We start from the raw sequence: 19,628 nt of genomic DNA on the forward strand, positions 1-19,628 counted from the left end.
CACCGAAACCCCCGGCACCGCTCAGGCCCGACGGTCGTGCCGCCAGAAAGGTGATCATCCGTGCTGACACGAAACTCGCTACGCATCGCGGACCGGGTCTTCCGGGAGCTCAGGAGAGACATCAGGACGATGGTGCTCTTCACGATCTCGCCCACCTTCGTCATGGTGCTGACCGCGGGGATCCTGAACAACCACCCCGAGTCGTTCAATCGGGTGGGAACTATCGTCGTCGGCCTGTTCCCGACGGCTCCCACCTTCCTCTTCGCCGCCTTCGCGGTGCAGCGGGAGCGGTACCGGGGCACGCTGGAATACCTGCTCACAGCCCCTGTCAGCAGACTCGACGTGCTCGTGGGCTATGCAATCGCGTTCACCCTGCCGGCCGTCGTCCAGGTCGGGATGACGCTGTCCGTCACCTACGGCCCGCTCGGCCTGGAGACGGCCGCGGCGTGGTGGGTGATCGGCCTGATGGCCCTGCTCAGCTCCGTCCTCGGTGTGGCGATCGGCCTATTCTCGGCGAACCTCGCCCGCAATGAGATCCAGCTCACCAAGGTCCTGGCCGCGACGGCCGCGCCCCATCTGATGCTGTCCGGGCTGTTCCGGCCGTACGACGACATGGACCGGTGGATGCAGGTCCTCGCCAGTGTCGCCCCGTGGCGGTACGCAGTGGCGGCTGTCACCGAGTTCCAGACGCACGCGTCGCTCACCTCGACTGCCGTGCTCAACCTGGGCGCAACCGTCCTGATCATTCTCCTGCTGTCCTCGGTGTGCGCCTTCACCGTCCTGCAACGCCGGAGCGCGTAGCTCGTCCGCCGTGACGGGCCGAGCATGCGGAATACCACGGAGGTTCCTGACCTGATGTCCCCCCAGAAGACGCGGGCGATTACCCGTCGAGTACTCAAAGAGCTGTTCCGGGACCCCCGGTCCAGGGTGGTGCTGATCATCACTCCCGGACTGCTCCTGCTCATCGTGCGCCATCTCTTCGAGACGGCGGCGGACTTCAGCACCACCGGCGTCATCATGGTGGGTGTGTTCCCGGTGTTCTCCATGTTCCTGGTCGGCAGCACGGCCATCGTCCGGGAACGGACCAGGGGAACGCTGGAGGCGATCCTCTCGACCCCCGCGAGCAGGCTTGACCTCGTCGCGGGCTATATCTGCGCCGCCGTGATCGCCTCACTGACGCAGGCGGTGATCACCGTGACGGTGGCGTACTGGCTGAGTGACCTGTCAACGGCCAGTCCGCCGTGGATCCTCGGAATTCTGGCCATGCTCAGCGGTGTCTTCGGTATGAGCCTGGGGCTTCTGGTGAGCGCCGTCTGCCAGAACGAGGGCCAGGCATTCCAGTTCCTGCCCGGCGTGATGATTCCACAGATGCTCGTCAGCGGAATCGTCTGGCCGGTCGCCGACATGGCCGAATGGGTCCAGCAACTCGAACGTGTACTGCCGCTCTCGGCGGTCTCCCGTGCCCTGACGGCGGCCCGTGAGCATTCCTACGGCGGCGCCTCCATGTGGTTGAGCGTGGTGGTCATGGTGGGCATGACCGCGGCTGCCCTGGCCTCCACCGCGGCGACCCTGCGCCGGCGCACGGCATGAGGGCGTCTTCCGCGTTTCCCACCCCCAGGACGGAGAACGAAGTGCCTCCAGCAGCTATTCAGGTAAGGAATCTCGTGGTTCACCGCGGCGGACGGCCGGTCCTGAGCGGTGTCAATTTCATCGCCGCGGTGGGTACGGTCACCGGGCTCCTGGGTCCGAGCGGCAGTGGCAAGACCACACTCATCCGGTCGGTCGTCGGGGTACAGAAGATCAAGAGCGGCGATGTGACGGTACTCGGCCAGCCCGCGGGCTCGGCCGCCCTGCGCCGTCAGGTCGGATATCTGACCCAGTCCCCCAGTTGCTACGGGGATCTGACGGTGGAGGAGAACGTCAGGCACTTCGCCGCACTGCACGGCAAGGGCAGGAAGGAAGCCGCGAGGGCGATCGACCGTGTCGCCCTGACGAGTGCCAGGGACCGGTTCGTACGCGATCTGTCGGGCGGGCAGCGCACCCGCGCCTCGCTGGCCTGTGCGCTGGTCCCCGATCCGCGCGTTCTCGTGCTCGACGAGCCCACCGTGGGGCAGGACCCGCTGCTGCGGCGCGAGTTGTGGCAGCACTTCCGGGATCTGGCCGCCTCCGGCGTCACCATCCTCGTCTCCAGCCATGTCATGGACGAGGCCGCGCGCTGCGACCGGATCCTCCTCATCCGTGAAGGCGGGATCATCGCCGACGACACGCCCGCGGCGATCCGTGCCACCGCGGCGACGGACGACCTCGACGAGGCGTTCCTCCGCCTGGTCGAGTCCCCACGTGCCTACCGGACCCCCACGCATTCCCCGACGATTTAGCAGCTCGCCCGGGCTGGACGCCGAGCCCGAGGAGTCCGGCGCGGTCCGTACGGGCTCCCCCGAGGAATCCGGCCAGTCACCACACCGCACCGGTCACTCGCCGAGCAGCCGGAGCCACTCTGACGCGGCATTCGCCACGCACCCACGCCACAGGTCACCGCCCAGGAGGAATCCGTGACGCGCGACGCAGTCCAGGACCAGCTCGCCGACTACATCCGAAGGACCTTCCTCGACGACAGCAGCGCGTCGTTGGATTCGGACACCCCCCTTCTGGAATGGGGAATCCTCAATTCGATGAACACCGCGAGGCTCCTGACCTATATCCGCGAGGAGCTCGGGACCACCGTCCCCCCGACCCACATCACCGGAAAGCACCTCAAGGACCTCAACGCCATCACGGACATGGTCACGTCGCTGCGCGCCGAGGCACGCGAGACCGAGACCATCCAGGACTGACGCAAGATCAGCTGAGGCCAGCACCCAAGCGCATCAAAGGCAACCAGGGGAGAGCAGATGGAACCCGAGTTCGAGATAGGAATCATCGGTGGCGGCCCGGCCGGCTCAACCGCCGCCTCATACCTCGCCAGGGCCGGTCTGAAGGTGGCCGTGTTCGAATCCGAGAACTTCCCCCGTGACCACGTGGGAGAGTCACTGGTCCCCGCGACCACACCCGTCCTGGTGGACATCGGTGCCTTCGACAAGGTCGAGGCCGCCGGCTTCCCCAAGAAGTACGGCGCCGCATGGACCTCCGCCGAAAGCGGCCCGATCGACAAGCTGGGCTTCACCGGACTCGACCACGACTTCCGCGCCGCGGAGATCCTGTTCAACGAACGCGCCCAGCGGGGCGTGCAGAAGGACTACACCTTCCATGTGGACCGCTCCCAGTTCGACCTGCTCCTGCTCAAGCATGCGGAGGAGCAGGGGGCGAAGGTGTTCCAGGGGGTCCGGGTCAACCGGGTCGACTTCGCCGCCGAGCATCCGGTCCTCCAGTGCAACCTGGCCGGCCGGAGGGTGGACGTGCCCGTGCGGATGGTGGTCGACGCCAGCGGCCGCAGGACGATGCTGGGCAGCCAGCTCAAGGTGAAGCAGCCGGACCCGGTGTTCAACCAGTACGCCATCCACACCTGGTTCGACCACTTCGACCGCAAGGCGCTGGCCGTCAACAAAGAGCAGTCCGACTTCATCTTCATCCACTTCCTGCCCGTGGTCGACACCTGGGTGTGGCAGATCCCGATCACGGACACGGTCACGTCGATCGGCGTCGTCACGCAGAAGAGCAGGCTCAAGGCATCCAAGGACAACCTGGAGAAGTTCTTCTGGGACACGATCGCGAGCCGCCCGGAGCTGCTGAGCGCACTCAAGAGCAGCACCCAGATGCGGCCGTTGAAGACCGAGGGCGACTACAGCTACGCCCTCAGTCAGATCTGCGGCGACAACTTCCTCATGATCGGTGACGCCGCGCGCTTCGTGGACCCGATCTTCTCCAGCGGTGTCTCCGTCGCGCTCAACAGCGCCCGGATCGCCTGCGAGGACATCATCGCCGCCGCCCGCGCGGGGGACTACTCCAAGAAGCGGTTCTCCGCCTATGAGACCCAGCTGCGGCGCGGGGTGAGCAACTGGTACGAGTTCATCTCGATCTACTATCGCCTCAACATCCTGTTCACAGCGTTCGTGCAGGATCCTCGGTACCGGATCGACGTGCTCAAAATGCTCCAGGGCGATGTCTACGACGATGACGAGCCGAAGGCACTGGCCGCGATGCGAGAGATCGTCAAGGCCGTGGAAGAGGATCCCGACCACCTGTGGCATCCCTACCTCGGTGAGCTCAAAGCGCCATCGGCGAAGGCCATGTTCTAGGCGCTCCTGGAACCATGTGCCGGGTCGGTCCCTGTCTGCGGTCCGCGGCGGCAGTGCCGACGGGCGGCGGTGCTCCGGTCCGCAGGGACCGGTCAGGCCAAGGCTCCTTGACCGTGTCGCCGGCTGATGTCCACGCTCGGCTCTTGTCTTGTCCCTTCGCCGGGACCTGGTACCTCTGGTCCTCCCCCACCGCCCGACCCGCCGCACCGGCACAGCTCCGGAGCGGCGTCTACGGCTTGGCGATCAGCGCCTGGATGGACGGCGCAGTTCGCCGTACGACCCTGTCCATGCTGGCCGCGGAGAGAGGGTCGAGTTTGAGCACATAGCGCTGCACCGCCACCCCGAGCAGCTGAGAGGCGATCAGGGACGCCCGCAGTCTGGCGTCCCTGCCGCCAATCACCGCGGCAAGCTTGGCGACCAGCCCCTCAGGGGTCACGCTGTCCATCAGCGGTTCGGCGCTGTCCTTGCCGAGAGTGGTCCGGAAGACCGCGGTCAGCGCGTCCCCGCTCTCCCCCTCCCACAGCTTCAGATAAGCCGGGAGCAACCGCTCGGCGAGGTCGTCCAGGGCGCCGTCCAGGACCGGATTCAACGCCTCCAGCATCTCGGTGGCATCGTGCACGACGGCTTCGAACACACCTTCTTTGTTGCCGAAGAAGTAGTGAACGAGAGCGGGATCCACACCGGCTCGGCGAGCGATGGCCCGGATCGTGGTTCCCTCGTAGCCCAGTTCGGAGAAGAGCTCTCGGGCCGCCACGAGAATCGCGCTCCGGCTGGCGCTCTCACCAGGACGCCGCCCCGTGCGTCGGCCGGCCGATGGCCCGGGCGCCGCATCCCGCTGCCGCGGGGGGCTGTCAGCTTGTGTCGATGATTTGCGCACCCGCCACCTCCGTATTTACCGGCAAGTATAGTCCTGGGCTCATCAGGTGACTTCTTGGCTGCATACGGTGAGCTGCCGTGGATGTGTCGTGTGGAACACGGGCCGGATCCCGCCTGGGCCCCGTGCGTGGACGGCACAGGCTTCCCGCGCCTTTCCGGCACAGGGGCAGGGCGAGGCCGAAGCGGGGGATGCGGTTGCCGGGCACCGGCACCGGCCACTGCGCTGGATGCCGACGGACACGGCGAGACCATATCCGTACTACCAGGGGCGGACGGTCCGACGACCGGTGTGGAGTCCGCCCCGCCGGGCGGTGCTGACCGCTCACGGCGGGGAGGCGGGGGCGGAGTTGCGCGGCCCGGTCAGGTCGTACGGCGGCGCAGGGTTGCGGACCCCAGGGCGAGGACCAGCAGGGCGCAGCCGGCCATGATGATCACATCCCGGACGACGTTTCCGGTGATGTCGGGGTGGCGCAGCACCTCGTTCATCCCGTCCACGGCGTACGACATGGGCAGCACATTGGAGATGGTTTCGAGTACGGGCTGCATCGAGTCCCGCGGGGTGAAGAGGCCGCACAGCAGGAGTTGCGGAAAGAGCACTGCCGGCAGGAACTGCACCGCCTGGAACTCCGATGCCGCGAAGGCCGAGACGAACAGGCCGAGAGCCGTGCCGAGCACGGCATCGAGCAGGGCGATGAGCAGAAGGAGCCACGCCGAGCCCTCGATGTCGATGTCCAGGGCCCAGACCGCGATGCCGGTGGCGAGTGTGGCCTGGACGATGGCGATCAGACTGAAGGCGACAGCGTAGCCGAGGATCAGGTCGACCTTGGCCATGGGCATGGACAGCAGCCGCTCCAGCGTGCCCGATGTGCGTTCGCGCAGCGTCGCGATGGAGGTGACCAGGAACATCGTCACCATCGGGAAGATCCCGAGCAGCGAGGCGCCGATGCTGTCGAACGACGTGGGGTTGGCGTCGTACACCCAGTACAACAGCACCAGCAGGAGGCACGGGACGAGCAGCAGCATCGCCATGGTGCGCTTGTCATGGGCGAGCTGCCGAAGGACCCGGCGCGAGGTGGCGAGGGTGCGGGAGACGTTCATCGGGCTGCTTCCTTTTCCTTGGCGGCGTCGACGAGAAGCAGGAACGCCTCCTCGACGGTGGCGGCGTGCAGACGCTCGCGGAGCGCGTCCGGGGTGTCGTCGGCGAGGATGAGGCCCGACCTCATCAGGAGCAGCCGCTGGCAGCGCTCGGCCTCGTCCATGACATGGGAGGAGACGAGCAGTGTGGTGCCCTTCTCGAATGCGAGCCGGTGGAAGAGGTTCCACAGGTCGCGGCGGAGCACGGGGTCGAGGCCGACGGTGGGCTCATCGAGAACCACCAGCTCGGGGGTGCCGAGCAGGGCCACGGCGAGGGAGACACGGGAGCGCTGGCCTCCGGAGAGGTTGGCCGCGAGGGAGTCGCCGTGGTCGGTGAGGTCGACCTCGGCCAGGGCCCGCTCGACCTGGTCGCGCCGGGAGCTCCGGCTGAGGCCGGGTGCGAGCACAGCGGCGTAGTAGTCCAGATTCTGACGCGCCGTGAGGTCCGCGTAGACGGACGGCGACTGGGTGACGTAGGCGACCGCCGAACGCAGCGAGGCGGAGCCCGCCGGGTGGCCGAGCACTTCGAGCGAACCGGTGACCTTCGCCTGCGTGCCGACGATGGCACGCATCAGCGTCGACTTGCCGCAGCCGCTGGGGCCGAGGAGGCCGATGACCTGGCCGCGGGGGATCTCGAAGTCCAGCGATCGGAGGACGGTACGGGTGCCACGGATGACGGTGAGGCCCTGGGCGCGAATGGCCGGGGAGGCCTCGCGTGGGGCGACTCGGGGAGTATTCATCATGCGATGATTAAACTGCGTCGCGCAGGACCGGTCAAGCGGGCGCGGTGGTGTGGCGATGGCACATCGGCGCGTACCGGCCATGTCACCCCGAGCCGACGCAACCGTGTGCCGGCTTCGCCGCTGAGGGCAGGGCAGGGCAGACCGGGGCAGGCGTACTGGAGGTAGGGAACGCAGGCGAAAGCGCAGACAGCGCGCCCGGTCAGTCCCCGGTGAGGTGACGCTGAACCACCGGTACAACCCTATGGATGATCCGCTCGGTATCCTCCGAGGCGAGCGGCTCTATCTTGATCACATAGCGCAGCATCGCGATACCGACCAGCTGCGCGGCGGCGAGTTCCACGCGCAACTCGGAGTCCGGAGCATCGAGCTCACCAGCGACGCGCCGCATCAGCTGGGAAACGATCATCCTGCGGAAGATGGCGGCGGCTGTCTCGTTCCCGACGGCGGAACGGAGGATCGCCAGCAGCGGCTGCCGGGCGGCCGAGTTCTCCCACATCCCGAAGAAGGAGCGGGTCAGCCGCTCCCCCGCGGTGCCCGGACTGGCGGCCGCCTTGCCTGCCGGAGGCGACAGAGAGGCCAGGGCGGGCGCGACGGACTCCTCGATCGCCGCCGCGAAGACCTGCTCCTTGGTACCGAAGTAGTGGTGCACCAGCGCGGAATCCACCCCGGCGGCCTTGGCGATGGCGCGGATGGAGGTCTTGTCATAGCCACGCTCAGAGAATTCGGCCCTCGCGGTGGCGAGAATCCGGTCGCGTGTGCCGGGGTCGCCGGCTCGGGCCCCGGTCGGTCTACCACGTCTGCGGTGCGCCTTCGGACGGCTCCCGCGCTCGTTCCCCACGCTTGTCATGGCCTGCCGTCCACGCCCTGCCCCAGCCAGGCGGCGCGTCGGCAGGCGGAGGCGGAAGCCCCCCGCGTAACCCCATGTACCTCGGCAACCACGCCGGCCTGGGAACGCATCGCATCCGGGCGGCCCACGGGCAGAGCATTGCTCGCTGCCGGGGTAACTGCCGCCGTAGTAGCCATGCGATACAGCATACGGCGCGCATCTTCGAATGGCTCGGGTCCCAGAGGGAGGATGCGGGCGAGCTCGCTGCCCGACTGCCCAGCGGCCACGCTACGTACCGGAATGCACGGAAAGCGGCATGCCCATCACCGGCCGGGTGGCGGGTCAGACCGGAGCGGCCTGCATCCCTGCCGCCTCCGGCACCTCCCTCGACCCGGCCGTCGCTCATCAGTCCCAAGCGTTGGAGAGGACTCCACCCAGGGTTGTGGTGCCCTGGAAGCGCACTTGGCGCGAGGGTACGCTGTTCCTCCACCTCACCCACCTTGCCTCTGGCGGCACGGGCGGCTGTGTGCAGAGCGGTGCGGAGGGCCCGCAGGCCGGTCTCCGGGAGCGGGCCGCCCTTCGGCCGGAAGAAGCCTGTCGCCCCCCGCGGCAGCGTGAAGCCCGTAGCTCCACCGCGTCCTCGGGCAGATAGATCAGCAGTCCTTCGGCGATCCACACGGTCGGCACGGCCGGGTGGTGCCCCGCGGCGGCCAGCGCGCCTGGTCAGTCCTCACGCAGATCCACCGCGACGGTGATCCGCGCAGCCTGCGACGGCCCGCTCCTGGCGCAGCACCGAAGCCTTGAAGTCCAGTGGCGCGGCGGTGTCGACCTCGAACAGCCGGGTGCCCTCGGGCCAGTCCAGCCGGAAGGCCCGGCTGTCCATGCCGGCGCCGAGCAGCACGACCTGCCGGACCCCGGACGCGGAGACCTGCTGCAACAGGTCGTCAAGGAACATCGTCCTGATGACGATGGACAACGACACGGCCAGCCGGCGGCGGCGCGCGGCCTCGTCATCGGGCAGGGGCGGCGAGGAGGGCCACAGGCGGCCGGCGGTGGCGAAGGCCTGTGCCAGTGAGTCGCGGACCAGCGCGCTCTCCCGCTCGGTCTCCAGCGCCCGCACCCTGGCCACCTTCACCGCCGTGGCCCACACTCCCGACGGCTGCACCCGCTCCTGCTCATCAGCCACCTCCCCGGCCCAGATGATCGATTCCAGGGGGCCTGATAAGTGGAGCTGGCTTCAGAAGCTGCTGTGTTTCCGAGAGTGACGGTGCGTTTCCGCTGGTCAGGTGTAGGTGCGGTGTTATGGCGGCAGGGACGAGGTGTCGTGTCGTCTTTTCGGTGGAGGTGCCGGGGTGCCGTCGGTGATGGGGTTGCTGGAGGAGCGTGAACGCGCCGCTCGGCAGCGAGTTCAGGCCCTTCAGGCCGAGCTGTTGGAGGCGGAGGCCGTGTGGGAGCGGTTCGTGATTGCCCGTGAGACGGTGGGCGAGGTTCTGGCGGAGCCTCGAGATGGCGAGGACGTGCCGCCCCTCGTGGTGGCCGGTGAACGGCCGGTGCAGGGCACGACGGCGGTGCCCGGTTCGGTGGTGCCGCGTATTCGAGCGATGTTCGCTCTTATATCTGATTTCTGCATGCCGTGAGTTCCTCTCTTGGGGGATGACGGAGGTCCTGCATCGCCGTTCGGTACGCCTTTGCGGAATTTTTCTCACCACATGCGCCCGCGTGCTGCAACGCGCCGGTTCCGGCATCCAGCCATTGGCCTTTGCCAGGCTGGATGCTGCCTGCAGTGTGTAGAGGCCTGAACGTTCAGTGCTACCCCAGTGTCGGTTCGGGGCCTTGCCCCGACCGATGGAACGCTGATGGTAAGGGTCAGGGAGCCGTAAGCCGATGCCGGGGATAGCAGGCCACCAACTCCTGTTCCAGCCACAGGTCATTCATAGTCGATCCGCCAGGGGCGTCTGGTTCCTGTCGAGAGAAACTGTTCGCCCTCATTGGCCTTCTAGGAGCATCACATGCGACGCCGCCTGGTACGTGCCCCCGCTCTGACCGCTTCCGCCTGCTTGGCGGTGATGGCCATCAGCCCTTCAGCTACAGCCGCTCCATCCCACCTAGATACAGCCGTTTGCGTCGGAACGCAGGATGTCACCTACACCCCCGGTCTGCGGAACGATGAGAGGCCCCTCAATGTGAGCGGCCACACCACCATGGGCTGTGTCTCAACGGATCTATACATCCATAGCGGAGAGATGTCCTACTCCGTAGACGTGGTACGAGGATGTCAAACCCCTCCTGCTGACGAAGAGTTCCCAGGCTCTAAAGAGATCACATGGAATGACGGTAGAACGACCGTCTTCTCCTGGGACGCCGATGGCATTGAGACCGTCCGTGAGCAAGCTCAAACGGTAATCACCATCAACGGCGTCGTAACCAGTGGCGTCTTCCTGGGACGGCACGTCACCCAGCAAATCGTTGAACCGAATCCAAACCTGGCCCAATGCGCCACGCCCGAGGGAGTAACTAGCGCAACCGCATACGAAACCCTCTCCATCGGACCCTTCCATCAGTAGGACTCCGTACTGACCTTCAAAGCGTGGTGTCGTCATGATGGCTTGCGCTGGAGGCCCGTGCCGGTGTGGCAACCGTCGAGGGTGTCGGGGCGGTGCTGGAGCTGGCGTAATCCCCTGCGGACAGCGGTGATGAGGTCGTCAGGGTCGGCGAAAGCCCGGTTGGCCAGGACGGTGCGCCGCAGCACGGACCAGATGCCCTCGACGGGGTTGCGGTGCGGTCGGGTGCATAGGGCGGCAGTTGGACGACCGTGAGCCAGTCAACTCTTCGGCGAGGATGCGCTGGTAGCGCTCGACCTTGCCGTTGTGCCGGGGCGTGTAAGGCCTGGTCCGCTGGTGGCGAGAGACCCACGAGGTCAAGGAGCGTGCGAAGACGGCGGCGCGGTAGTTCGCGCCGTTGTCGGTGACCAGGCGAACAACCCGGTGGATGCCGTGGGCGGCGAAGATCGCGCGGCCGCGGCTGAGGAACCCCACGGTGATGGCGGCCTTCTCGTCGGGGAGGTGTTCGGTGTAGGCCAGTGGGGAGAACCCGTCGACGGCGGAGTGCAGGTAGATGTACCCGCCCTTGGTCCCGGCGGTCTTCGCGCGTTGGGCTGATTTTGCCTGCTCGGAGCCGCGTCCGTGGGCCCGCCACCCGCCGCCGTCGGGGATGCGTCCTACCTTCTGGACGTCCAGGTGGACCATGTGGCCCGGGTAGCGGGCCACGATCTGTTTCGGCGGGCGCCGGTTGGCCGAGCCCTCGGGGTCGAGGAACCGGCGGTGGTTGATGCCCAGACGCGCCAGCCACCGGCCCACAGTACGTTCACTGATGAGCACGCCCTGGTCCGTGAGTTCGAGTGCGATCCTGCGCACGGACCACTCGTTGTCCCGCCGCAGCTGCTCGATCCGTTCGACGAGGGCGGGCGGGGTCTGGGTCGGTGAGGAGTGCGGGACACTCGGGTGGTCCCAGAGCCCGGCTTCGCCGTAATGGTCGTAGCGGTTCTTCCACTTGGACAGGCAGGCCCGGGAGACGCCTGCCTCGGCAGAGACGTCGGCGATCGGACGGGCGCGGCAGCGCTCGATGAGCCGTCGGCGTCCCTCGATGGTCAAAGGAGCGTTCGCATGCGTCACTGGAGCACCTCGGCGCTCCGGCCAGCAGCGATCACTGTGCGAAGAGGGAATGCGACGAGCAGCGCGACAGCGACCAGGAACCCGCTCGACCACAAAGGCCCGATATTTCCGACTGCGGTGCCGAGGGTGGTCGCGGCGATGAGGGGGCCACCGGCGGCGCCGACGTTGAGTGCCGCCGTCGCGTACGAGCCAGCCATGGTCGGGGCTCCTGCGGCCTCATAAAGGACCCGTGTGATCAGGGTGCTGCCCAGCGCGAATGACAGGGCACCCTGCACGAACACGAGGGCGAACAGGGCGACCGGCTTGTTGGCCAGCACTGCCAGGGCCGGCCAGCCGATGAGCAGCAGCGGGCCGCCGACTGCGATGACCAGACCGGGACGCTGGTCGGACAGCCGGCCGGCGATGGTGACCCCAGCGAAGGAACCGGCACCGAAGAGCACCAGAACGACAGAGATCCACAATTCGCCCAGCCCGGCGGTGTCGGTCACGACGGGGGCGAGGAAGGTGAGGCTTCCGAACGTGGCTGCGTTCACCAGTGCGCCGAGCAGCATCACCAGAATCAACGGCGGCCTTGTGAGCTGGGCGAGCTCCGCCTGCAAGGCTGGCCCGCCAGTCGCCTCTTGCTTCACACGTCCCGCCGGGATTGCCTTGAGGATGCCGAGAGCTGCAGGCAGGCAGAGCGCGGCGACGGCCCAGAATGTGGCCCGCCAGCCGAGCACCGTGCGAAGCCGGTGGTGATCATGGCCAGTTTGGACCGGCCGTAGGCGCGCATGCCCGAGTAACCGTGTTCGAGGGCGAGGTCGTCGAAGTTGATCGGGGCCTGGCCGATCGAAGCGACGTTGACAATACGGGCGGAGGCTCCGCGGTCGAGCAGCGGCAGCGGTGCTGAGTCAGCGCGAAGGGGGCGAGATGGTTGACCGTGAAGCGGAGCTCGTGCCCGTCGACGGTGAATCGGCGGTCGGTCCCGTCGGATTCACCGCCGCCGATGCCGGCGTTGTTGACCAGCACCGAGATGTGATCGGTGAACTCGGTGATCTCGTCCGCACGTTACGCCAGCTCGGAGAAGTCGGCCCGGATCGTGTGGATCGAGAGCGGTGCATCGGCCAGCGTGGTGGCCAGTTCGTCGAGTCGGCTCTGATTACGTCCGTGGAGGATGAGCGTCGTTGCGGGCTGGCGTGCAAGGGCGTCGCTGAGTGCGCGGCCCAGCCCGTCGGTTGCTCCAGTGATGACGATGGTTCGATCGGGCATGCGCTACTCCTCGCCGGGGTGTTCGTTCAGCAGTCGTCGGATGGCGGTGATGTCGTCTTGGCCGAGCAGGCGCTCGGTGGCGAGGACCCGGTACCAGATCAGGCCGAACACCAGGTCGGCGGCGAAGGCTGCCGTCAGGTGAGCGGGCTTGTCGCCGCGGGCTGCGGCCCGATCGACGATGGTCTCGAGCGCGGCCCTGCGTTTGATCAGGAAGCCGTCCTGGAAGCGGCGCCGGAAGTCTGCGTCGCGCTGTGCCTCGGCCATCAAGGAGCGCAGGACGGGGACCACCCCCGGGAAGGCCATCAGGGCGGCGGAATCACGCAGGAACGCGTCCAGCTCCGCGTCGAATGAACCCTGGTCCGCAGTTGAGACCTTCAGATCTGCCTTGAGCGCCAGGGCTTCGAGCAAGACGTCCGCCTTTGTGGGCCACCAGCGGTACACGGTCTGCTTGCCTGCCCCGGCGCGGGCGGCGATGCCCTCGATGGTGAGGTCTGGGAAGCCGACCTCGGTCGTGAGCTCGTAGGCCGCGGCAAGGATCGCGAGCCTCGTCTGCTCGCTCCGCTTGCGGCCGCGGGCGGGTGTCGTAGCGCCGGTCATGCGAGGCAGCCTAACCCATTATCGAGACGTAACGTCTAGAAATGATGCTACGCTCATTCGAGACGTCACGTCTCGAAATAAGGAGTGAGCATGACCACTGCACTCGTGATCGGCGGCACGTCGGGAGTCGGCCTGGCGGTCGCCCGACAACTCGCCAACCGAGGACACGCGGTCCACATCGCCGGGCGAAACACAGAGCGGCTCAACCGGGCAACCGCGGCCATCGACGGAGACGTCCACGGGCACGTTCTCGACGCCGCCGACGCGGAGGCGGCCGCCGCGCTCGCGGCGAAGATCGCCCCGATCCGCCACCTCGTCATCACCCTCGCCGGCAAGGGCGGCGCCGGCCCGCTCGGCGACTTGCCGCTCGATGGCCTGCGGCAGGCGTTCGAGGAGAAGTACTGGCCCACCGTCACCGCACTCCAGGCCTCGCTCGCTCACCTCAGCGAGGACGCCTCGATCACCCTCGTCGGAGCCGTTACAGCGAGGGCTGCCCTGCCCGGCACAACCGGCATTGGCTCGCTCAACGCCGCCGTCGAAGGGCTCGTCCAACCGCTCGCCGCCGAACTGGCGCCGATCCGGGTCAACGCCGTCTCGCCGGGATACGTCGACACGCCCTGGTGGGACGGACTCGCCGCCGAAGACCGATCCGCGTTCTTCAAGCAGGCCGCCGACGCCCTGCCCACCAAGCGCATAGCCACCGCCCCGGATGTCGCCGAGGCCATCGTGCTGCTGGCCACCAACCCCAACATCACCGGAACCGTCATCGAAACAGACGGCGGCGCACGCCTCACCGCCTGACACTTCTTCACCATTGCCCAGCCGCCGCACCGTCGTGACACGGAACAGCTTCGGCGAGCAAGTGACGGCCTGCATGCAGAACGGGGTCGCGAACCGCTGCTCGCGACCCCGTTCTGCGCCGCCTCAAGGAGCCTTCTCGTGACGCACGCCAACGCACCTCTATCCATCGAAGGACGCCGTCGACTCGTCGAGCGATGCAAGACGCGGCCGATCGCCCACGTCGCAGCAGAAATGGGGATATCCCGCGCCTGCGCGTCGAAGTGGGTCGACCGCTACCGCCGCCACGGTGAGCTGGGCTTGCACGATCTCCCTTCAACCCCGCGCCGCCAGCCGACCGCGACAGACGCCGCTGTCGTGGCCCGGATCGAGGACCTCCGGCGCAGCCAGAAATGGCCGGCGTCCCGGATCGCATTCGAGCTCCAGACGGAGGGCGTCGCGATCAGCCGCCGCACAGTGTCACGGCACCTGCTCGCGCTCGGTCTGAACCACCGCAAGTTCATCGACCCGAACGGCCAATCGAACCAGGAGCCGCGGAAGATCAGCGCGCGCCGCCCCGGGCACATGGTCCACGTCGATGTGAAGAAGGTCGGCCAGATCCCTGACGGCGGCGGCTGGAGAGCCCACGGGCGCGGCAGCGAACAGGCCAAGAACGTCGAGCGTCGCAAGAAGAAGAGCGGGCGCGGCGGCTACATCTACCCTGCACTCCGCGGTTGACGGGTTCAGCCGACTCGCCTACACCGAGGCACTGCCCGACGAGAAAGCAGCAACCGCCATCGCGTTCATGCACAGGGCGAGAGCATGGTTCGCCGCCCATGGCATCATCCACATCGAACGGATCGTCACCGACAACGGTCCCTGCTAGCGTGCTCCAGCCCGAGCTGGGCACGTACCTGGTCGTGCGGCACACTCGCGGTTTCACCAGAGGCCTGCCGGGCCCGGTACTCCGCCAGTGCCAGTGCGTCCTCGAGGTCGGCTAGTTCCTGCGGGTTGATCAGAACGGCTGCTGGCTGGCCATGGTCGATGATGGTGATGCGTTCCCGGGCGTGGGACGCGCGACGGACCAGAGACCCAAACCGGGCGCGCGCTTCAGTGATCGGCAAGGTGTCGCTCATGCACAGAAGTGCACACTTCATGCGGCACGTGTCTTCTGTCTTCTCCGAGGGTCTTACCCAGAGTCCACATGGACGTTGGCCGTAGCCCCAGCCTCACCGCCTCACGCATGGACAGAGGCGTGCAGTAGGTTCCAGGCATGTACGACGGCCGCTCCTTGATTCAAGAAGAGGCAAAGCCCCTCTGACGCCGCAAGTCGCGAAGGGTGGTCTCCGCGCGAGCGGAGGTGAGCCGTCTCCTTCGCTGAATCCATGACCCACTGCGGCGTGGACTCCGCGCGGGCGTTGGCCGCGAGACTGGTGGACCGTCCATGGATCGTTGGTGTGCTCTCTGCGCAGGCGGAGGTGAGTCGGCCGGCGATGAGCTGGTACACCGAAGCGGCTGATGCTCTCCGTGCAGGCGGAGGTGAGCCGGCCTCGATCCGGTTCGGCGTCTGCGGCCTCCTTCCGGAATGAGCCGGTGTGCCTCACCCGTAGGGAACGTGCGGGTCGTACATCGAGTGCTCAGGGCAGGGAGGTGTCGGACTGTCGCTCGGCGGGCGAGCCGACGCTGTGGGGGTGGGCAGGACGACCATAGGGCGCTCTCAGCGGCTGCTCAGCGGCTTGCCGTACTTCTGAGCCGTGGACAGGTACGGGAGGCCGAGCGTGCGGGGCGAGAAGGCCGCCGAGCCGCTGGCCGACCCGCTGCGGAAGAGCCATACGGCGCCCAGGGAATCGTTCTCGCCAGGGGATCCGACCGTGACATCCGATACACCGCCGGCGCTGCAGCCACCCGAGGCGACCGCCGCGCCGAAGGCGTCGCCCGCCTCGGCGACGCCCGGGACACCGGGCGTGTCCTGGTTCCAGGAGACGGACGTGGCAGCACCGCCCGCATCGAGCAGGCCCTGAGCGCCGCCGGAGAGCAGCCAGGCGGCGCCCGCCCCCGCTGTGCTTCCGATGGCCTCACCGGGAGCGCCCGCGATCAGATCGTCGCGGCCGTCGCGGTTGACGTCGGCGACCGCGAGGGCGGCGCCGAAACGGTCGCCGTCCTCGGCCACGCCCGGGACACCCGCCGTGTCCTGGTGGAGAGTCTGGGCGCGGCTGCCGAACGAGCCGCTCGCGGGGCTTCCGTAGTGGAGGTGGACCGCGCCCCCCTTGGCGAGTTTTTCGGGGCCGCACGGGTCGTCGATGTTCTCGTCGGCGATTTCACGGCACTCGCCGAGGGCCAGGTCGTCGTGGCCGTCGCCGTCGAAGTCGCCGGCAGCCAGGGCGGTCACGTCGGCGTTGTCCGTGTTCCAGAAGTTGGCCATCTCGGACCGGCCGGCGTCCCACGTCCACAGGCGCACGTGGGACTGCGTGGTGGGGTTGCCCGCGGTCCAGTACGCCACGGCCAGGTCCGCCGTGCCGTCACTGTCGAAGTCACCGGTGGCCAGGACGGGGGCGCGGCCGCCCATGGGGGCGGCGACAACGGCGGTGATCATGCTGTCTTCACCCTGGATGACACGAGCAACGACCTTGTCCGTGCCGCCGATCACGATCTCCTTGTTGTCGTCGCCGGTCAGCTCGGCTGCCACGACCGATGTGCCGTACGCAGCCGACGGCGACGGCCCGGTCAGGACCGTCGACCCCGATCCCGGCCCGCCTGGCGAGCCGCCTATGGCGATGACCATGCCTGCGTCCGTACCGCGGTCGGTGAGGTCCTCGCCGGGGACACCGGCGAGCAGTTCCGCGATGCCGTCGCCGCCCAGGTCCACCAGGGCCACGGATGCCCCGAAGCGGTCGCCCGCCTCCGGGGTGCCGGGAACCTCGGAAGTGGCCTGCGTGACGCGGATGCTTCCGTAGGCGCCAACGCCCTTCGGGCCGCCCCAGACGACGTTCACATACCCGGCCTTGACCCGGCCGCCGACGGTCCCGTCCGGGACGCCGACGGCGAGATCCGCATAGCCGTCGCCGTTGAAGTCGCTGGTGGCGGTATGGGGTGCGGCAGCGGTGGCGCCGGAGGGGAACACCAACCCGGCGGTGGCCACAACGGTGGCTGCGATGGCGTACGTCAGGATGCGGCAGCTACGCGGCACGGAGGCTCCCACTCGGTCGACGGATCCGGGGCTATCCGGTGTGACCACCGAAGGACGGAGCTGGTTGTACGGCAGACACCGGCGATTGACGCCCGGTTAACAGTGGCGGTGCCCTCCTGGTGCCCCGCTGTCCTCCCGGTCCGGATCCCCCGACCTCATCCCCGCCCCTGGCGACGACAGCCGGAAGGAACTCACCGCGCACGTTACCGCCATGCATACACACACCCAGCCTCATGACGATCTCCCCCCAGTCCGGCTCACCTCCGCACGAGCCGAGGTGAGCACAAAGATCCTGCGCAGATAAGGCAGGCTGTCAACGGTGCTCTCCCCACGAGCCGAGGTAAGCCGCCCACGGTGGCGAGGGTCTCGCCACGGCTGGGTGCGCTTCGCATGAGCGGCGATGAGCCGCGTTCCCGGGGGCGTGCTGTACGAGCCGGCGGTGCCGCACAGCCAGGAGGAGGTCCGACGTCCGCCTGTCGTGGTGTTTTCTGTGCTGGGGCAGTGGAGTTTTCTGGTGCTGTGAGCGTGACGCTGACCGGAATGCGTCGATGCGCTCTACCGAGCACTGTGCCTTCAAGCCACCGTGAACCTTCGCCTCGAACAACGGGAGAGCTCGTGGGCAACGTCGGCGATCGTCACAGTCTTGCCGACGGCGCTCTTTGCGGGGCACTCAGCCCAGGCCCGGCAGTCGTTAACGGTTGCCCGGCAGTGGTCGGCCGACCACGACCCCCAGTCGGCTGTCGGCGTCGGTGACCACCTGATGGTTCGTCGAAAGCCGATAGTTCTTCGACTGCTCAGCCACAAAGTGCTCGCGAGTCGGCATGAGGGTGCCGTCCACGATCAGCAGGGGCCCTTGTGGAAGCGACGCCACGGTGAGAGCGAGCTTCGGTCCGAGGTGGCCGATGACCCGGTCCGCTGCCGACTTCGACACCCCGAACAGCGGTGCCGTTGCCTCAGCGTCAGGTTGGTCCGCCGCTACGCGTCCCCAGCGGCACCCGGCCCTGAAACGGAGACGAGACTTCCAGGGCCGACCACGGCCCCGGCGTCCCGGCGCCCTCACGGCGCAGCTGATGCACCAACTTGGTGAAGATGCGCGGGCTCAGACCGGTGAACGGGGCTACCCGAGATGGCTCCGACCCCCTGATCACACCTGCAACGGCCCAAGACCATCTCACATCAAGATCGCTTACGGGACAGCCCTGAGTCAGGCCACAGATGAGTCCTGGGCGCGGACGGCATCGCCGTCGGTCGTGCTCTTGGGAATAGGGAGCCGCGCTTGATCTTTGAACGCGGTGGCACGGTCGACGTCGGTGCCTCTGGCGCGCGGCTGTCCAAGCCCTTGTCCGAACGAGAAAGCGCGGTGATCACGCGATGCAGGCAGTGCGGTTCTACGAGTACGGCGGGATCGATGTGCTGCGGGTGGAGGAGGTGGAGCGGCCGGTGCCCGGTCCTGCGCAGGTGCTGGTCGAGGTCCGCGCGGCCGGGATCCAGCCCGGCGAGGCGCACATCCGCACAGGCGCGCTGCACGAACGCTGGCCGGCGGCGTTTCCCTCCGGACAGGGCAGCGATCTGGCTGGCGTCGTGGTGGAGGCCGGCCTGCACGTCCGGGGCTTCGCGGTGGGCCATGAGGTTTTGGGCTTCACTCACAGGCGGGCCAGCCATGCGCAGTTCGTCGTGGTCGACGACGTGAATCTGGTCCCCCGCCCGGCGGGGTTGGCCTGGGAGGTGGCCGGGGCGCTGTACGTGGCCGGCACGACCGCCTACGCCACCGTGTTCGCGGTGGACCCCGGCCCGGACGACACGGTCGTCGTCTCCGGTGCGGCGGGCGGAGTCGGGTCGCTTGCCGTGCAGCTCGCGCGGCGGCGCGGCGCCACGGTGATAGGGCTGGCGAGCGAGCGGAACCACGCCTGGCTGAGGAGTCGCGGTGTCCTCCCGGTCGAGTACGGGCCAGGAGTGGGCGAGCGGATCCGTCAGGCGTCCGGCGGCAGGGTCGACGCGTTCATCGACACCTTCGGCGACGGCTACGTGGCACTGGCAGTAGAGCTGGGCGTGCGGCCCGGGCGAATCAACACGATCCGCGACTGGCAGGCCGCGGCCAAGCTCGGCGCGCGGACCTACGGAGAAGGTGCGGCGGCGTGTGCGGTCGTGCTCGGCGAGCTGGCCCGGCTTGCCGCGCGTGGGCAACTGGAGGTGCCGATCGCCAACACCTACCCACTGGAACAGGTGCGAGACGCCTTCCGCGAGCTGGAACAACAGCACACCCACGGCAAGATCGTCCTCCGGCCCTAGGCGACTTCGTTCGGATCACCGAGCCGACTACTTCATGACCGGGAA

16 protein-coding genes and 6 pseudogenes are annotated in these 19,628 nt (G+C 67.8%); 9 read left to right on the plus strand and 13 right to left on the minus strand.

The genetic code is table 11. The features are described from left to right. The first annotated feature begins 60 nt into the window (after window positions 1-60). The 5 genes from HUT19_RS00925 to HUT19_RS00945 all read left to right on the plus strand — a co-directional run bounded on the left by HUT19_RS00925 (window position 61) and on the right by HUT19_RS00945 (window position 4,235). The gene (locus HUT19_RS00925) at window positions 61-801 is read left to right on the plus strand and encodes an ABC transporter permease (RefSeq protein WP_176178615.1); all 741 of its coding nucleotides are present in this window, start codon (window positions 61-63) and stop codon (window positions 799-801) included. Window positions 802-855: 54 nt separating this feature from the next. Beyond that, window positions 856-1,590, plus strand: coding sequence for an ABC transporter permease (locus HUT19_RS00930; protein WP_176178616.1), 735 nt, complete (start codon window positions 856-858; stop codon window positions 1,588-1,590). Window positions 1,591-1,664: 74 nt separating this feature from the next. Continuing rightward, window positions 1,665-2,378 carry an ABC transporter ATP-binding protein gene (locus HUT19_RS00935; protein ID WP_368661672.1) on the plus strand — a complete coding sequence of 238 codons (714 nt, stop codon included), beginning with the start codon at window positions 1,665-1,667 and terminating at the stop codon, window positions 2,376-2,378. A 174-nt stretch (window positions 2,379-2,552) separates the two neighbouring features. Next, on the plus strand, window positions 2,553-2,834 hold the full coding sequence (locus tag HUT19_RS00940) for a phosphopantetheine-binding protein (RefSeq protein WP_176178618.1): 282 nt from the start codon (window positions 2,553-2,555) through the stop codon (window positions 2,832-2,834). 57 nt (window positions 2,835-2,891) lie between these two features. After that, on the plus strand, window positions 2,892-4,235 hold the full coding sequence (locus tag HUT19_RS00945) for an NAD(P)/FAD-dependent oxidoreductase (protein ID WP_176178619.1): 1,344 nt from the start codon (window positions 2,892-2,894) through the stop codon (window positions 4,233-4,235). Window positions 4,236-4,464: 229 nt separating this feature from the next. On the opposite strand, the gene HUT19_RS00950 is transcribed toward HUT19_RS00945, so the two are convergent. The 5 genes and pseudogenes from HUT19_RS00950 to HUT19_RS00970 form a co-directional block, all read right to left on the minus strand. Then, on the minus strand, window positions 4,465-4,989 hold the full coding sequence (locus HUT19_RS00950; protein ID WP_176178620.1) for a TetR family transcriptional regulator: 525 nt from the start codon (window positions 4,987-4,989) through the stop codon (window positions 4,465-4,467). Between the two features lie 482 nt (window positions 4,990-5,471). Further along, window positions 5,472-6,209 carry an ABC transporter permease gene (locus HUT19_RS00955; RefSeq protein ID WP_176178621.1) on the minus strand — a complete coding sequence of 246 codons (738 nt, stop codon included), beginning with the start codon at window positions 6,207-6,209 and terminating at the stop codon, window positions 5,472-5,474. Next, window positions 6,206-6,988, minus strand: coding sequence for an ABC transporter ATP-binding protein (locus tag HUT19_RS00960; protein WP_176178622.1), 783 nt, complete (start codon window positions 6,986-6,988; stop codon window positions 6,206-6,208). Before HUT19_RS00960 ends, HUT19_RS00955 begins: the two co-directional genes overlap by 4 nt. A gap of 199 nt (window positions 6,989-7,187) precedes the next feature. Further along, window positions 7,188-7,835, minus strand: coding sequence for a TetR family transcriptional regulator (locus tag HUT19_RS00965; protein WP_176178623.1), 648 nt, complete (start codon window positions 7,833-7,835; stop codon window positions 7,188-7,190). A gap of 561 nt (window positions 7,836-8,396) precedes the next feature. After that, window positions 8,397-8,964, minus strand: a pseudogene (locus HUT19_RS00970) (SAM-dependent methyltransferase); the annotation flags it as partial. Window positions 8,965-9,166: 202 nt separating this feature from the next. Between HUT19_RS00970 and HUT19_RS00975 the strand changes: the two are divergent. Further along, on the plus strand, window positions 9,167-9,451 hold the full coding sequence (locus HUT19_RS00975; protein WP_254885350.1) for a hypothetical protein: 285 nt from the start codon (window positions 9,167-9,169) through the stop codon (window positions 9,449-9,451). A 959-nt stretch (window positions 9,452-10,410) separates the two neighbouring features. Here HUT19_RS00975 and HUT19_RS42555 read toward each other — a convergent pair. The 5 genes and pseudogenes from HUT19_RS42555 to HUT19_RS00995 all read right to left on the minus strand — a co-directional run. Beyond that, window positions 10,411-10,637, minus strand: a pseudogene (locus HUT19_RS42555) (transposase); the annotation flags it as partial. 2 nt (window positions 10,638-10,639) lie between these two features. Further along, window positions 10,640-11,485 (minus strand): annotated as a pseudogene (locus HUT19_RS00980) (helix-turn-helix domain-containing protein); the annotation flags it as partial. Continuing rightward, window positions 11,482-12,213, minus strand: a pseudogene (locus HUT19_RS00985) (MFS transporter); the annotation flags it as partial. The pseudogenes HUT19_RS00985 and HUT19_RS00980, both read right to left, overlap by 4 nt. Window positions 12,214-12,532: 319 nt before the next feature. After that, window positions 12,533-12,733, minus strand: a complete 201-nt coding sequence (locus HUT19_RS00990; RefSeq protein ID WP_176178624.1) for an SDR family NAD(P)-dependent oxidoreductase — start codon at window positions 12,731-12,733, stop codon at window positions 12,533-12,535. A gap of 3 nt (window positions 12,734-12,736) precedes the next feature. Further along, window positions 12,737-13,330: a TetR/AcrR family transcriptional regulator gene (locus HUT19_RS00995; RefSeq protein WP_176178625.1), complete on the minus strand. Its 594-nt coding sequence runs from the start codon at window positions 13,328-13,330 to the stop codon at window positions 12,737-12,739. A 90-nt stretch (window positions 13,331-13,420) separates the two neighbouring features. On the opposite strand from HUT19_RS00995, the gene HUT19_RS01000 reads away from it, so the two are divergent. Continuing rightward, a complete protein-coding gene (locus HUT19_RS01000; protein ID WP_176178626.1) occupies window positions 13,421-14,131 on the plus strand; it encodes an SDR family oxidoreductase in 711 nt (236 codons plus the stop codon). A 138-nt stretch (window positions 14,132-14,269) separates the two neighbouring features. Next, window positions 14,270-14,990 (plus strand): annotated as a pseudogene (locus HUT19_RS01005) (leucine zipper domain-containing protein); the annotation flags it as partial. On the opposite strand, the gene HUT19_RS01010 reads toward HUT19_RS01005, so the two are convergent. The 3 genes and pseudogenes from HUT19_RS01010 to HUT19_RS42560 form a co-directional block, all read right to left on the minus strand. Then, window positions 14,971-15,243, minus strand: a complete 273-nt coding sequence (locus HUT19_RS01010) for a type II toxin-antitoxin system Phd/YefM family antitoxin (protein WP_176178627.1) — start codon at window positions 15,241-15,243, stop codon at window positions 14,971-14,973. The pseudogene HUT19_RS01005 and the gene HUT19_RS01010 sit on opposite strands and share 20 nt — an antisense overlap. Before the next feature lie 581 nt (window positions 15,244-15,824). Then, window positions 15,825-17,294: an FG-GAP repeat protein gene (locus tag HUT19_RS01015; protein ID WP_254885351.1), complete on the minus strand. Its 1,470-nt coding sequence runs from the start codon at window positions 17,292-17,294 to the stop codon at window positions 15,825-15,827. A gap of 624 nt (window positions 17,295-17,918) precedes the next feature. Continuing rightward, window positions 17,919-18,469 (minus strand): annotated as a pseudogene (locus HUT19_RS42560) (IS5/IS1182 family transposase); the annotation flags it as partial. Between the two features lie 196 nt (window positions 18,470-18,665). Here HUT19_RS42560 and HUT19_RS01025 point away from each other — a divergent pair. Continuing rightward, window positions 18,666-19,583: an NADP-dependent oxidoreductase gene (locus HUT19_RS01025; RefSeq protein WP_176178629.1), complete on the plus strand. Its 918-nt coding sequence runs from the start codon at window positions 18,666-18,668 to the stop codon at window positions 19,581-19,583. Window positions 19,584-19,628 lie beyond the last annotated feature (45 nt).

The organism is Streptomyces sp. NA02950 (assembly GCF_013364155.1).
In the GTDB taxonomy this organism is placed as follows: domain Bacteria; phylum Actinomycetota; class Actinomycetes; order Streptomycetales; family Streptomycetaceae; genus Streptomyces.